The organism is Paenibacillus sp. SEL3 (genome assembly GCF_054602585.1).
Genome location: NZ_CM137725.1, coordinates 5,123,914 through 5,137,388 on the forward strand (window position 1 = coordinate 5,123,914; position 13,475 = coordinate 5,137,388).

Below are 13,475 nucleotides of genomic sequence, written 5' to 3' on the forward strand. Positions count from 1 at the left end.
TTTTTAGCTTTGAGTCCTATCAGGAGGTAGTCATACATGTACCTATTCAAAATCGAAGTGGATAGTTCGGAAGGAGCGCTGACTGTCATTCTCGCTGCTGAAAATGAAGAACAGGCATTTGAAGAGATTGAACAACATGTGGAGAGACACTTTCTATATCCTCCCAAGCTGAACGAAGTGGCTATTGTGGAGAAAAAACGAATAACTTTAGGCGCAGCATATGTAATCGAGACACGCAAAGGCTAAATAACCTCTGCGTGTTGTTTTTTTTCGGAGAAACGACGTTGTACTTTCACCAGACGCCAGAGAAGTAAAATAGCGCCTACTGCCAACCCTGTAATCAAACCGATCCAGTAGCCGTAGGGCCCCAATGAAGTCCAGCGTGCCAGTATATATCCTACAGGAAGCCCAATGACCCAATAGGAGAGGAATGTGAGCAAAAAGGCTGGATTGACGTCTTTATACCCGCGTAGCGCTCCTTGTGTAGGTGTAGCGACAGCATCAGATATCTGAAAGAAAATCGCATAGATTAGAAAATGCTGTGCCAACTGAATGACCTGCAGATCGGTGGAGTAAAGTCGAGCGACCTGTTCACTCCAGATAAGCAGTACAATAGCTGTAATCAGTGATAGACCTACTGCGCTGCTGATGCCCATTACACTATAAGCTTTGGCATCCCGCGGGCGAGTAGCTCCTGTTTCATAGCCAACCAGAATCGTAAGTGCCATACAAATGCTGAGTGGAATCATATATAACGTAGATGCAAAGTTCATCGCGGCCTGATGTGCGGCTATGGTAGCTGTATTATAGCTACTCATGAAGAGAGTGACGGCTGAAAAGACGGCAGTCTCAAAAAATATTGCAAATCCAATCGGTACTCCAATCTTGATGAGCTCTTTCAAAGCACTAGCAGCAATCCCGTATATTTTGCTGAAGATTCGGTATTCGGCAAATATTTTTCCCCGATGCGCAGTGATACCAGCGACCAGCATAATGATCCAGTAGGTGGTTGCCGTTGCCACCCCGGAGCCTACACCTCCCAGACGCGGAAAACCCCAGTTCCCATAAATAAGTAGATAGTTCAACAAGACATTGATGGGTAACGACATGAGCGTGATTAACATCGTAAAGCGGGTTTGTCCCAATGCATCCATAAAGCTTCGGAGCACCGTATAGGCAAATAGAGGCACAATACCGAAGGCCATCGCACAAAGGTAGTACAGAGCTACATTATGAACTCTCCATTCAAGATTCATACCATTTAGAATAGGCTTGACCAAAATGATGCCAGCAATCAAAACGACCATGGATAGGGCAAGAGAGAGCCAAAGTGCTTGAATGACATAGTAGGAGACTTTATCTTTGCGCTGTGCTCCCACTAATTGAGATACAATAGGTGTGATAGCCATAAGTATTCCGTTAAGGCCTGTTTGTACAGGAATCCACAGACTTACTCCGATGGCTACTCCAGCCAGATCGGCAGGGGAAAAGTGTCCCGACATATTCGTATCGAAAAAAGTCATGGCAGATAGTGCAAGCTGGGTAATCAGGATAGGGAGCAAAATGTATAAAAGCTGCTTCCATTTCTGCCCCGTTGTTGAAGTCAATTGCATTTTTGTTTTCCTCATTTACTAGGGATTGAATATTCGTATGTATCATAACATGTAAGTATTTATTGTAAGGGATACCGCCACATTTGAACAGTAATAAAAAAGACTGCACCCGTTCGCCAAACAACGGGACAGCCTTCGAAAAAAATTATATAATTTCTAAATTTCGTATTAGATAACGAGAAGTCCAGAGGGATAAATTATTTGTAAGTTACTCCGCTTGAATAGCGGTTTGTGGCATTCCAGAGTAAATATTCATCCACTTTCATATCCTTAAGCGCTCGAATTTGGTCCTCTACTTGAGTTTTTCCATACTTAGCATAATGTCCGCTTCCTAACCAACTTGCAGTAAAATCCTGGATCCAAGGACGAATAATTGGCTTTAGCTTGCCTGTCGGATCTAGCTTTTTGTGTGTATCGACCATGGAGCCTTTAATCGTCTGGTAGGGATTCTTATCAGGGTCTTTTACACCGAACCAGCCTGTGGTGTAGTGACTTGGATAAACCATGGGTGAAATGACATCCACATTTTCGGAAATTTTAGTGAAATCCTGTCCGATTCCCTCCGCAGCAGGAACGGATGCGGCATATCCAAAAATATCTACGGATACTCGTACACCTAATGGAGCAAGCTCTCTGCGGGCATATTGTACGAATTCAGCGACTGCATCCGAGCGGGATTGATCTGATTTGGTATATTTCAGCTTGTCTGCTCTTTTCTCAAAGCCTTCAGGGAAACGTACATAGTCAAATTGAATTTCCTTAAAACCAAGTTTGGCTGCTTCCTTAGCGATGGCTATATTATAATCCCATACTTCTTTATTATAGGGATTGACGAACCCGTCTCCCTTGCCGTTTTTCCAGACAGAGCCGTCAGGATTACGGAAAGACATCTCGGGATTTTTGTTGGCCAGTACCGTATCTTTAAATACGACAATACGAGCAATCGGGTAAACATTATGCTTTTTCAATCGGTCCATCAAACCGGAAATATCCCGAATGAATTTTTGCGGCTTGCCCAATTTGAGCAGCTCGGGATTGGACGTTGGATAAGTGATATAACCTGCATCGTCTTTAATATCAATAACCATGGAATTGAGCTCTGTCTTATCAAGCAGTTCAAGCAGCTGGGTCATACGCGAACCGCCTGCGCTATAAGCTGTGACATAGATGCCCTTGATAGCAGGAGTCGTCGGTTGTGGGTCAATTTTAACCGGAGGATTGGAGGCATCCACCTTCATCTTATTGTGCTGAGCCTGAATCATGGCGCTGCTAATTGTTGTTGCCACCGTATCTTTTACATTTGGAGTGTTGGCTGACTGGTCCCCGTTTCCGCCTATCCCCATCGCCAATAGCATAATTGCCCAAATCATATTCATTTCCTAACTCTCTCCCTTATGGATGTCGCTTACCTGATTATACGTAAAGTTATGTATCGAAAAACAACACGCTTGTAACCAATACTGGAATCATCAGGCACAGTCTTACATGATTAACCCAACTTATGTTTATTGAATCCATAAAAATGCATAAATAATGCCGCTCTCTTCGCAGTTGTAGATGCAACCGGAAGAAGCGGCACTTGGTAAAGAAATTTATTGAAGATAATTATTGTCTTGATGCTCGCAAATACTGTACTGAATAATTTCTAGCGCATCCGTTGGCTTGAGTATGGACATCCCGTCCCGAAGCACAATCATCGAGTTCAGCTCATCCTTTTTGAGAGAAGGGAGCATTTCCGGATACCATCTTAAGACAATGTCGGACAGTTTTACCGTTTCCATTTCCACAAAAATCACCCTTTCCTGCTCGGAATCATTCCAAAAGAATCATTCAATACGATTCGGAAAAGCAAAGTGCCTGTGAAATAGCAGGTAAAGCTGGTCTTTATATACTATGGGAACAGCGCACATATAGTGTACCACAGAAACTGTATTTTGACACTTGGGTTTGTGCTTATCTTCGGCGAAATGAACCCATCACCCCAACCGTTTCCACAATATTGACAAAAGCAGAAGGGTCCACTTCTTTAATGATCCGTTTTAATTCAACTAGCTCGTAGCGTGTCGTGACAGTCATCAGCATGTCTTTTTCAGTATGTGAAAATGCGCCTTCAATTTTTATTTTGCTAACACCGCGTGGTGTGGTTAACATCCGCTCCAGTAGCTTGTCGGTGTGTTCTGTAATAATGTAGACGGTAATCTTCGTGTGACTGACATAGATTTGATCTAACACTTTGCCAGTCACAAAAATAGATAGCATCGACGCAAGTGCAATATTCCAATCATCGTTCAAATATCCTGCTGCAAGAATGACCAGTCCATTCATGCCAACAAGTACAGTTCCTACGGGGAAGTCACGATAACGAGTGACGATGGAACCGATAATGTCAAAACCGCCCGTAGATCCCCCTACCCGAAAGGAAATTCCTGCTCCAACGCCGATCATCACTCCTCCAAAAACGGAGGCTAGCAGGGGGTCCGACACGACAGATCGCACCGGCACCAAGGCCAAAATCCATGTTGTAACGACAACGGATAAAATGCTCAGGCTAATAAAACGCTTGCCTAAAATAAACCAGCCTGTAATAAGCATCGGGATATTGATAATAAAATACATCGCGCTGATATCAAATTTTGTGAAGTAGCCGATTAACATGGAAAGCCCAGCTACTCCTCCGCTCAGCAAGTGGTGTGGCACGAGAAACAGATTAAAACCGCATGCAATGGCAGCGGCTCCAAGAATGACAGTTAAGCAGTTTAACACCATTTTTAACAACTTATTTTCACCTCATTTAAATTATACGGGAAGCAACTTGCTGGTATTCATGAATTGTTCTGTGCTATAATGCGATGTGGATATTCTTGAGTAGGGACCTATGTCCAGAGAAACACTTAAAATTTAAACTGTTTTAAAAAGGATAAATTCGTTTAAGATGTATCGGATAGGTTCCCCAAATTCATTACAGAAAGTTGCAGTTATAGGTCTAAATAAACTGTCACTGTATTGGGGAAAACTTATACAATAATATCGCTACTTAAGAATACAGACAACATTGTGGATTGTCCACCACATCCACCATTAAGAAGGAGTTTGAATAAATTTGACGACATTTGCAGAATTTGATCTTGAACCGAAAGTAATTCAGGCGATTACAGAACTGGGTTTTGAAGAAGCAACACCAATTCAATCGCAATCCATCCCGATTGCACTACAAGGCAGAGACATGATTGGCCAAGCCCAAACAGGTACTGGTAAAACTGCTGCGTTTGGTATTCCGCTGATCAACAAAATTTCTAGAAGCGACGAAAAAATCAGAGCTCTGATCATGGCACCAACACGTGAGCTTGCTATCCAGGTAGCTGAAGAAATCGAAAAACTCTCCCGTTTCAAAGGTCTTCGTACTTTGCCAATCTATGGTGGACAAGATATCGTACGCCAGATTCGCGCTTTGAAAAAGAAACCTCAAATTATTATTGGTACGCCAGGACGCTTGCTTGACCATATTAATCGTAAAACCATCAAGCTGGAAGATGTAAACACAGTTGTTTTGGATGAAGCAGATGAAATGTTGGATATGGGTTTTATGGAAGATATTCAATCCATTCTGAAGCAAGTTCCAGACGAGCGTCAAACGATGCTTTTCTCGGCTACAATGCCTCCTAATATTAAAAGATTGGCTGAACAATTCCTCAAAAATCCTGAGCATGTTTCAGTTATTCCTAAACAAGTTAGTGCTCCACTGATTGATCAGGCCTATATCGAAGTTCCTGAGCGTCAAAAATTCGAAGCATTGAGCCGTTTGATCGACATGGAATCCCCAGAACTTGCTATCGTATTTGGTCGTACCAAGCGTCGGGTAGACGAGCTGGCTGAAGCTCTGCAAAAACGCGGATATTCTGCAGACGGTTTGCATGGTGACTTGTCTCAAAACCAACGTGATGCTGTAATGCGTAAATTCCGTGACGGAAGCATCGATGTGCTCGTAGCGACTGATGTAGCTGCCCGTGGCTTGGACGTTTCCGGTGTAACTCACGTTGTGAACTTTGACCTTCCGCAAGATCCAGAAAGCTATGTTCACCGTATTGGACGTACTGGACGTGCAGGTAAAGAAGGGGAAGCTTGGTCTTTCGTAACGCCTCGTGAAATTGACCATTTGCACTTTATCGAACGTGTAACTCGTCACCGCATTCCACGCAAGCCGCTTCCAACGTTGGCTGAAGCTCTGGAAGGCAAACAACGTATCATTGCTGAACGTCTCCTAGAGGCTGTAGAAAGCGGCGAGCTGAACGAGTACAAAGGTTTGGCTATTCAAATGCTGGAGCAATATGATTCTGTGCAACTTCTCTCCGCAGCTCTGAAACTAATGACTGGTGAGAAGAGAGAAGCATCGATTGAGCTGACTCCAGAAGATCCGATCCGTGCAAAACGTCGTAAACCAGACGTGCGTTCTGGCGGTCGCAAGCCTTCCAACTACAGCGGTCGCAGCAACGGTGGTTACAATTCCAACCGTTCCGGTGGTAGCGGCGGAAGTGGCAGCAAAGGTGGATATGGCGGTTACAACCGTGGCAAAGAAGGCGGTGGCTACAACCGTGATTCCGGAAGCCGGTACAGTGGAGATCGCAAACCACGCCCGAGCAGCAATGGGGAAACTCGTCGTCCTGCAAGACGTGAAGATTCCTCTTCCGAATAAGAAATGAAATAATGAAAAGTCGAAGCAGATGAAGCTTCGGCTTTTTTGTTATGATTGAATCAGTATGTATGAACCTTTTAGCAATCTGCTTTAATGAGGCACTTATTGATTTCACTGGCGCATTAGGGCTGAAATACGGTATGATATAGCCAAGAGCCGGAATTTATAGGCATAGCAACATGAGTCTTGGAACTGCCAAGGCTTGCGGAGGGAGAGACTGACATTGGAGTTTAAAGGAGCTATGGGTGGTATTTACCGCCTGACCGAGTGGATTACCCGACTGGCGGCTACAAATTTGTTATGGGTGTTATGTTCGTCGCCTTTTGTGTTCTGCCTCATACTGAAATTACTTGTAATGAATCAGAATTTGGCTAATGAATCTTTACAAATGAATTGGGCGATGGCTGTTTTGGCACCGCTTACTTTATTTCCATCCACATCGGCTATGTTCACAGTGGTTCGCAAATGGGTAATGGGGGATACCGATACAGGCGTGTTTCGTACCTTTTTTAAAGGGTACAAAGAGAACTATAAGCAGAGTCTAATCGGGGGTATCTTTTACACGTTACTGTTTGTCATCATGTATGTGGATTATACCGTATATATGACACAACTCAGCAACTTGCAAATGGTGGGCGTAATTATGCTCATTCTTATCATTATTTTGCTTGTGTCTATGTTTAACTTCTTTTCGATGGTGGCTCATTATCATATGTCTACCGGACAAATTATCAAAAATGCGGTTTTACTGACGCTGATTCGACCATTCCGTGTATTTTCCACCATGCTCGGTAGCGCCGTTGTTATATTTATTGGAGTCAAATATCCTGTGCTTTTCTTATTCTTCATCGGTAGTGTAGTTGCCTGGTTCGCTTTCTTTAATTTTTATGGAACATTCCTTAAAATGCAGGATCAAATGGAAAAGATGAAGCAGAAAGATGAAGATACGGCAAGCATTGAAGACAAGAAAAGTGATAACCTCTAAAAATAAAACATATTTCTCCTAGCATTTACTTTCTGAGTGAGAAGCGCTATAATAAGGTCACATCCTGCGATGCACGTTACGGTCATTTGTTGTTTTGAACCAATGACAATGTCTAGGGAGATCTATACGGATGAATAGCTGAAAAGCCCTGTCAATTCCTGACAAGGGGACTTCAAAAGTTTATTCTGCGGTCACCCACCTGCTAAAGCAGGTTCAGAAGACGCTATGGTCGGACGGCATCGGCGGGTACTCCAAAGATAATGAATACACTCTGTTCATGCTTCTTGCAGAAACAGGGTGTTTTTTGTATGCAACAATGTTAAACTAAGACATGAGGTACTAAGGTCGCATACCACAGGTATGGTCGGTTAACTTTTTGTTGTTTAACGTTTTATAAAGCGCTTGCAGCAAAAAAACCGATGTGCTGCATTATGGCAACGATTATCGTGAAGGAGGAAATGTCTTGTCGTTGAAGAGGACTCTGGTAGGGATTGTGCGCAGCCAAGAAGGTACAAGCGACCGGGTCAAGGACCCCCAAATGAAGACACGCTATTATAACTTATCGAGAGACAAGGCTTGGGAAGAAGTATCATCTATTCTAAAAAAAATTCCTGGCTACAAGGTTCTTCATGAGGTAGCATCCGTAGGTGAAATTACGTTAGAGAAGCGAACGGCGTTCGGTAGAACCGTCGACATTACCGTTTCCATATTGTCTGTCTCACCAGTTCGGAGTGCGGTGGATATTTATTCTGCTTCACGCGGATCGCTAGGGGACTTGGGCGCGAATTACCGCATCATTTTGCAACTGTTCGCTGTGATTGACAAGAAGCTGTCTGCTCATAAGGTTGTGCAGTGATTGTAGATGTGTGAGCAGTGATGTGGCAGACAAACGTCAAAAAAAGCGAGGAAGGCAACCCTTCACTCGCTTTTTTAATATGCAGTCTTGATTTAGACGAGTTTTTTCACTGCTGCAATCGCTTGGTCATAGTCAGGGTGTTCGGACATTTCGCTCAAGTATTCTACGTAAGCAATTTTGTCATTTTGATCAATCACAAAAATAGCTCTATGATCCAAATGGAATTCCTTAATGAACACACCATAAGCTTCGCCAAAGGAATGATCCTTATAGTCGGACAGTGTTAATACGCGGTCAATACCGGCAGCACCGCACCAACGAGCTTGAGCGAAAGGCAGATCGACGCTGACAGTTAGCACCACGACTTGATCCCCAAGGGAATCAGCTTCCTGGTTAAAACGTCGAGTCTGTGCGTCACACACACCTGTATCCAAAGAAGGAACAACACTGATCAGTTTGACTTTGCCTGCAAAGTCTTGGAGCGTAGCTGCTTCTAACAGGTTTTTCTGTAATTTGAAATCAGGTGCCTGATCTCCAACCTTCAGTTCAGGACCTAAGAGTGTCAAAGCATTGCCTTTAAAAGTAGCAGCTCCTGTACGTTCTTGTGCCATATGTAATAGCCTCCTTGGTTTTTAGCATTGGTTATCGTTGCCGAAATCTATTATAATCTTTTATAAAAGACATTGTCCAATTTGAATAAGGTGGAGACACCCATGAAGGAAGGATTGCCTTGATTTTTTTACGTTATGAGAACTGGAAAAGTTATTTGCGGTTTTACCCAGTAACCTGTCTGATTTTGCTCATCAATATTGTGATGTTTATTGTACTCACCGTACAGGGTGGATCGGAAAATAGTTTGACGCTGATCCGATATGGAGCTTTGATTAATGAGGCGCCATTCACCGATCAACTGTGGCGATATGTATCAGCCATGTTTTTACATGCAGGGTTTGATCATCTTCTGTTCAATTCCTTTGCCATACTCGTCTTCGCTCCTCCGCTGGAGCGTTTGCTGGGGTCCTTCCGCTATGTGTTGTTGTATCTGGTCACGGGTATTGTAGGGAACATACTGTCCATTGCCCATTACAACATGGTGGCGGAAACGACAGTCTCTGTAGGGGCCTCAGGAGCGATTTATGGCATCTATGGGGCGTTTCTGTACGTTGCCTTGTTCCAACGTTCCTTGATGGATGATGCTTCGCGCAAAACGCTGTACACGCTGCTTGGGTTTGGCATTCTGTTTTCTTTTGCTGTAGCGAACATTAATTGGACCGCTCACTTTGGGGGATTACTCAGTGGATTTTTCATGTATGGATTATTGATTAGATTGACTGGCCAGCGCAAACGCCACTAAAGACAGTTTTACCGTAAGTTAGCAGGGAAGAAAGAGGATGATGTTCGATTGACGTCTTCTTCCGGATGTTGAAAAACAGATTGGAGCGAATATCGGAGTGGAATTACGACAGTTACAATACTTCATGAAGGTAGCGCAAAAAGAACATGTCACTCAGGCAGCCGAGGAGCTACATGTGGCGCAATCTGCGGTAAGTCGGCAAATTCATCAGCTTGAAGAGGAGCTGGGAGTTAATCTTTTTATGCAAAAGGGTCGCAATTTGCAGCTTACGCCAGTGGGACAGCTATTTTGCAAACGGGTTGAGACGATAATAAAAGATCTAGAGCGAGCTGTTTTGGAGGTTCATGAGTTTTTGGATCCTGAGGGGGGCGAAATCCGCATCGGTTTTCCGCACAGTTTGGGGATTCATCTTATTCCTACGGTAGTGGCTGAATTCCGAAAGCGGTATCCCAATGTTAAATTTAGATTTAAACAGGGGATGTATCCGAGTTTAATTCGTGATGTGTTAGCGGGTGAGGTGGACTTGGCTTTTGTATCTCCTTTTCCCGATCGTCATGATCATGTGGAGGGGGATGTGGTGCTGACCGAGGAGTTGTTTGCTGTTCTCCCGCCCAATCATCCTTTAGCCACGGCCAAACATATCACGCTGAGTCAGCTTAAGGGAGAAAAATTTATTCTGTTCAGAGATGGATATTCGTTACGTCCGATTGTCTGGCAGGCTTGTCTGGAGGCAGGATTTACGCCGGATATCGCTTTTGAAGGTGAAGAGACAGATACGATACGCGGATTAGTTGCGGCTGGCATGGGAGTCAGTCTTTTGCCTGAAATGGCGTTGTTTCAGACCAACCCGCTTCAACCTGCAAGAGTGTCAATTGTTGATCCAGAAGTCACGCGAACTATTGGCTTGATTCATCGTAGAGATGATAAACTGCCATTAGTTGCAAAGTCATTCCGAACTTTCTTGTTGCAATATTTTGGTCTTAAAGGTAATGTTGCTACTCCGAACGGAAGTGCAAAAGCGGATTTAGGACAGTGAGTATAGTTTAGATAAAGAAAAAGGTTGTTCTCTACCGTTAACTTGGTAGAGGAACAACCTTTTTTGCAACACAAGCAATTAATCCCGGCTGTTGAAGATACCGATTAAGCGGATTAGTTCCAACAAGGAGACAAGAGCTGCAGCCACATAAGTTAATGCAGCAGCATTTAATACTTTGGCTATACCCCGTTCTTCATCACTACGGATAAACCCTTCGGAAACCATAATTTCTCGGGCCCGGTTGGAAGCATTAAATTCAACTGGTAATGTAATTAATTGAAAAGCAACAGTAGCCGAGAAAAAGATAATACCCAAGCCAATCAGGTTCGTGTAGCTGAATAAGAAACCGGCAATCAGCAGAAACGGTGCAATCCCAGAAGCGAAGTTTACGATCGGAAAGATCCGGTGACGGAGTGCCAGCATGGGATAATGCTCTTTATGCTGAATGGCATGACCAACCTCGTGACAAGCTACGGCAACTGCGGAAATGGATTTTTCATAATAAACTGGCTCGGACAGCCGTACGACTCTTTGCATTGGATCATAATGGTCAGATAACGCACCAGGTACTGGTTCAATAGGCACATCATGCAAACCATTGCGATCTAGCATATGCCGAGCTGCATCATAACCGGTCAACCCATTTTCATTTGGGACATCAGACCATTTATTAAAAGTACCTTTTACACGGAATTGCGCCCATAAGGATAATCCGAACGCAAGAATAATCAATATATACATACCCATCATAAAGCAACCCTCCAATATTGTTCATCATACTAGCCCAGGTATCTACATCATAGAACTATGTTCCAGCAGATACTTCAGAGCTTCGATACAAGCGGCGCTTTGTGGTAGTAGACCAGTAAGCAACTTGCGTGCTTGAACGGGCTTGAGCTGCCCCAAGAGAGGTTGTAGTTCATTGACTTCACGCTCTAGACGCTGCATGTGCATCTCCAGACTCGTTAGTTTGTCAGTGACGTGCTCTTCCCCCGCAACCGAGTTCCATTTAATCAGTGTCTGTCTGATTTCCTCTAGGCTATACTTCTCTTGTTTCATTTGGTTAATACGTTCAAGCCTGTTTAAGGTTTCATCATTATAGAGCCGATAATTTTTCAATGATCGTTCTTCAGGTGTGATCAAACCAAGCTTTGTGTAATAATCAATAGTTCGTTCGCTGACACCAGCCGTCTTGGCTAGCTCACCAATTCGATACAGCTTCATATCCCCATCTGTCTTCACCTCGCGCTCTTCGTTCAACCTTCAATATTAGCATTTGCAAACGGAGTGTTTATAAAGAATATTTTACATGATTCCCAACCATACAGTCAAACGTTATGCTTTTTTTTGAACAGAAACAAGCTACTTTTATAGTTAGTAAATATGACATGGAGTGTTTGGAACCATATTTTTTTAACATAATAAAAAAAATCTTGTCAACTTTCATGTATTCTGATTATAATGACAATAAGAATTTCACGAAATGTAAAGAAACTTAACATTCGAGGGAGTGGGCTTCATGAGAAAAAAGTGGTTAGTTGTATTATTGGCCATGCTGACAGTATTAGCTTTTCCGGTAGGTGCGTTTGCTGCTGACGGTCCGACAAATATTCAACTTCAAGCCGGGCTAAACACGGCCTTTACGTTCTTGGCATTTATACTTGTATTTTTTATGCAAGCGGGATTTGCATTGCTGGAGGCAGGCTCGACTCGAATGAAGAATGCGGGTCATGTCGCTGGTAAAACGATTCTCACCACGGGTGTTGCGGCTTTGTCCTTCTGGGCACTTGGATTTGGATTCGGCTTTGGTAATGATGGCGGAAACGGATTTATGGGACTGACGGGTTTCTTCATGAGTGGTACGGATGCGGCTGCATCGTTTGATGCTCTCTCAGGTCTGGATGTTCCGATTACAATTATGTTTTTGTTCCACTTTGCTTTCGCTGCGGTATCACTTTCTATTGCATGTGGGGGGATGGCAGAGCGTGCAAAATTAAGTGTATACATTATTTTCGGTATTTTGTTCTCCATCGTGATTTATCCGGTTGTAGCTCACTGGGTGTGGGGCGGTGGATGGCTTGGTAAGTTGGGGATGCAGGATTATGCCGGTTCGACGGTAGTCCATTTGACAGGCGCTACGGCAGCACTCGTCGCTACCCTGCTGCTCAAACCGCGTCTGGGCAAGTTTAATAAAGATGGCAAGCCGAACATTATCCCTGGTCATAACCAGGTGTACTCTATCTTGGGTGTTATTATTCTCTGGTTTGGTTGGTTTGGGTTTAACCCGGGTAGTGCTGTATCAGCTATGAACGACGGATTCTTTGGATATGTGGCCTTGACTACCAATATTGCTGCTGCGGCAGGTGGGGTTTTCGCTTTGCTCGTATCCTGGATGGTATATGGAAAAGCAGATATTCCTGCCATGCTAAACGGTGTGCTGGCGGCTTTGGTTGCTATTACTGGTTCTTGTGCCTTTGTAGCACCTTGGGCGGCATTGGTCATTGGTGCAGTTGCAGGGATCGTTACTTTCTTCACAGCGCAATGGTTCGAGCGTGCAAGAGTAGACGACCCGGTATATGCTTTCTCCGTGCACGGTGTTGCAGGGATGTGGGGCGCAGTGTCCACAGGGTTCTTCGCTACTCCTGAGCTTGTAAAAATAACTGGTGTAGGTCAAGCGGGTCTGTTCTATGGTGGTGGATTTACCCAATTAGGAGTACAGTTGCTTGGACTGATTGGCACTTTGGCTTTCGTGTTTGTCATTTCCTTCATTATTCTGGGTGCGATGAAAGCGATTATGGGTATTCGCGTTACAGAAGAGGAAGAAACAATGGGATTGGATATCAGTGAACACGGTACGTACGGCTATCCTGAGCAAATGAAGTTGGTTGCTGAGGCTGAAAAGCGTTCTGGAATTGTGAACTAATATGTAAAATATAAAGAA

14 protein-coding genes and 1 other RNA gene are annotated in these 13,475 nt (G+C 43.8%); 8 read left to right on the top strand and 7 right to left on the bottom strand.

Annotated elements, in window-relative coordinates:
- Positions 1-36 precede the first annotated feature (36 nt).
- Positions 37-246 (top strand): DUF3906 family protein, encoded by a 210-nt coding sequence (locus ACYCS5_RS23670; protein ID WP_013309710.1) that lies wholly within the window; start codon positions 37-39, stop codon positions 244-246.
- Here the strand turns inward: ACYCS5_RS23670 and ACYCS5_RS23675 are convergent.
- The 4 genes from ACYCS5_RS23675 to ACYCS5_RS23690 all read right to left on the bottom strand — a co-directional run bounded on the left by ACYCS5_RS23675 (position 243) and on the right by ACYCS5_RS23690 (position 4,388).
- Positions 243-1,613, bottom strand: coding sequence for an MATE family efflux transporter (locus ACYCS5_RS23675; RefSeq protein ID WP_459760209.1), 1,371 nt, complete (start codon positions 1,611-1,613; stop codon positions 243-245). The two genes, ACYCS5_RS23670 and ACYCS5_RS23675, sit on opposite strands and share 4 nt — an antisense overlap.
- Before the next feature lie 197 nt (positions 1,614-1,810).
- Positions 1,811-2,989 (bottom strand): putative glycoside hydrolase, encoded by a 1,179-nt coding sequence (locus ACYCS5_RS23680; protein WP_340955076.1) that lies wholly within the window; start codon positions 2,987-2,989, stop codon positions 1,811-1,813.
- A gap of 216 nt (positions 2,990-3,205) precedes the next feature.
- Positions 3,206-3,394, bottom strand: coding sequence for a hypothetical protein (locus ACYCS5_RS23685; protein WP_080658605.1), 189 nt, complete (start codon positions 3,392-3,394; stop codon positions 3,206-3,208).
- A gap of 172 nt (positions 3,395-3,566) precedes the next feature.
- Positions 3,567-4,388 carry a YitT family protein gene (locus ACYCS5_RS23690; RefSeq protein WP_029516708.1) on the bottom strand — a complete coding sequence of 274 codons (822 nt, stop codon included), beginning with the start codon at positions 4,386-4,388 and terminating at the stop codon, positions 3,567-3,569.
- Between the two features lie 325 nt (positions 4,389-4,713).
- Between ACYCS5_RS23690 and ACYCS5_RS23695 the strand changes: the two genes are divergently transcribed.
- The 4 genes from ACYCS5_RS23695 to ACYCS5_RS23710 all read left to right on the top strand — a co-directional run bounded on the left by ACYCS5_RS23695 (position 4,714) and on the right by ACYCS5_RS23710 (position 8,144).
- Entirely contained in the window at positions 4,714-6,303 is a 1,590-nt protein-coding gene (locus tag ACYCS5_RS23695; RefSeq protein WP_029516709.1) for a DEAD/DEAH box helicase, read from the top strand.
- 223 nt (positions 6,304-6,526) lie between these two features.
- Positions 6,527-7,288, top strand: a complete 762-nt coding sequence (locus tag ACYCS5_RS23700) for a YesL family protein (protein WP_459760210.1) — start codon at positions 6,527-6,529, stop codon at positions 7,286-7,288.
- A 58-nt stretch (positions 7,289-7,346) separates the two neighbouring features.
- A non-coding RNA gene (gene ssrS / locus ACYCS5_RS23705) (6S RNA) lies at positions 7,347-7,541 on the top strand.
- Between the two features lie 210 nt (positions 7,542-7,751).
- On the top strand, positions 7,752-8,144 hold the full coding sequence (locus tag ACYCS5_RS23710; protein WP_013309718.1) for a DUF1499 domain-containing protein: 393 nt from the start codon (positions 7,752-7,754) through the stop codon (positions 8,142-8,144).
- 92 nt (positions 8,145-8,236) lie between these two features.
- On the opposite strand, the gene tpx is transcribed toward ACYCS5_RS23710, so the two are convergent.
- Positions 8,237-8,755 (bottom strand): thiol peroxidase, encoded by a 519-nt coding sequence (gene tpx, locus ACYCS5_RS23715; protein WP_029516711.1) that lies wholly within the window; start codon positions 8,753-8,755, stop codon positions 8,237-8,239.
- Positions 8,756-8,874: 119 nt separating this feature from the next.
- Here tpx and ACYCS5_RS23720 point away from each other — a divergent pair, with 119 nt between their 5' ends.
- A complete protein-coding gene (locus tag ACYCS5_RS23720) occupies positions 8,875-9,498 on the top strand; it encodes a rhomboid family intramembrane serine protease (RefSeq protein WP_029516712.1) in 624 nt (207 codons plus the stop codon).
- A gap of 97 nt (positions 9,499-9,595) precedes the next feature.
- The gene (locus tag ACYCS5_RS23725) at positions 9,596-10,534 is read left to right on the top strand and encodes a LysR family transcriptional regulator (protein ID WP_459760211.1); all 939 of its coding nucleotides are present in this window, start codon (positions 9,596-9,598) and stop codon (positions 10,532-10,534) included.
- A gap of 78 nt (positions 10,535-10,612) precedes the next feature.
- On the opposite strand, the gene ACYCS5_RS23730 is transcribed toward ACYCS5_RS23725, so the two are convergent.
- Positions 10,613-11,284: a zinc metallopeptidase gene (locus tag ACYCS5_RS23730; RefSeq protein WP_023988023.1), complete on the bottom strand. Its 672-nt coding sequence runs from the start codon at positions 11,282-11,284 to the stop codon at positions 10,613-10,615.
- Positions 11,285-11,326: 42 nt separating this feature from the next.
- Entirely contained in the window at positions 11,327-11,758 is a 432-nt protein-coding gene (locus ACYCS5_RS23735) for a MerR family transcriptional regulator (protein ID WP_049816952.1), read from the bottom strand.
- A 295-nt stretch (positions 11,759-12,053) separates the two neighbouring features.
- On the opposite strand from ACYCS5_RS23735, the gene ACYCS5_RS23740 reads away from it, so the two are divergent.
- Entirely contained in the window at positions 12,054-13,457 is a 1,404-nt protein-coding gene (locus tag ACYCS5_RS23740) for an ammonium transporter (RefSeq protein WP_029516714.1), read from the top strand.
- The last annotated feature ends 18 nt before the right edge of the window (positions 13,458-13,475 follow it).

Bases quoted from the DNA above. Each gene is read 5' to 3' on its own strand.
- ACYCS5_RS23730 (WP_023988023.1), bottom strand. From the start codon at position 11,284: ATGATGGGTATGTATATATTGATTATTCTTGCGTTCGGATTATCCTTA.
- ACYCS5_RS23740 (WP_029516714.1), top strand. From the start codon at position 12,054: ATGAGAAAAAAGTGGTTAGTTGTATTATTGGCCATGCTGACAGTATTA.
- ACYCS5_RS23680 (WP_340955076.1), bottom strand. From the start codon at position 2,989: ATGAATATGATTTGGGCAATTATGCTATTGGCGATGGGGATAGGCGGA.
- ACYCS5_RS23735 (WP_049816952.1), bottom strand. From the start codon at position 11,758: ATGAAGCTGTATCGAATTGGTGAGCTAGCCAAGACGGCTGGTGTCAGC.
- ACYCS5_RS23670 (WP_013309710.1), top strand. From the start codon at position 37: ATGTACCTATTCAAAATCGAAGTGGATAGTTCGGAAGGAGCGCTGACT.
- ACYCS5_RS23685 (WP_080658605.1), bottom strand. From the start codon at position 3,394: ATGGAAACGGTAAAACTGTCCGACATTGTCTTAAGATGGTATCCGGAA.
- tpx (WP_029516711.1), bottom strand. From the start codon at position 8,755: ATGGCACAAGAACGTACAGGAGCTGCTACTTTTAAAGGCAATGCTTTG.
- ACYCS5_RS23675 (WP_459760209.1), bottom strand. From the start codon at position 1,613: ATGCAATTGACTTCAACAACGGGGCAGAAATGGAAGCAGCTTTTATAC.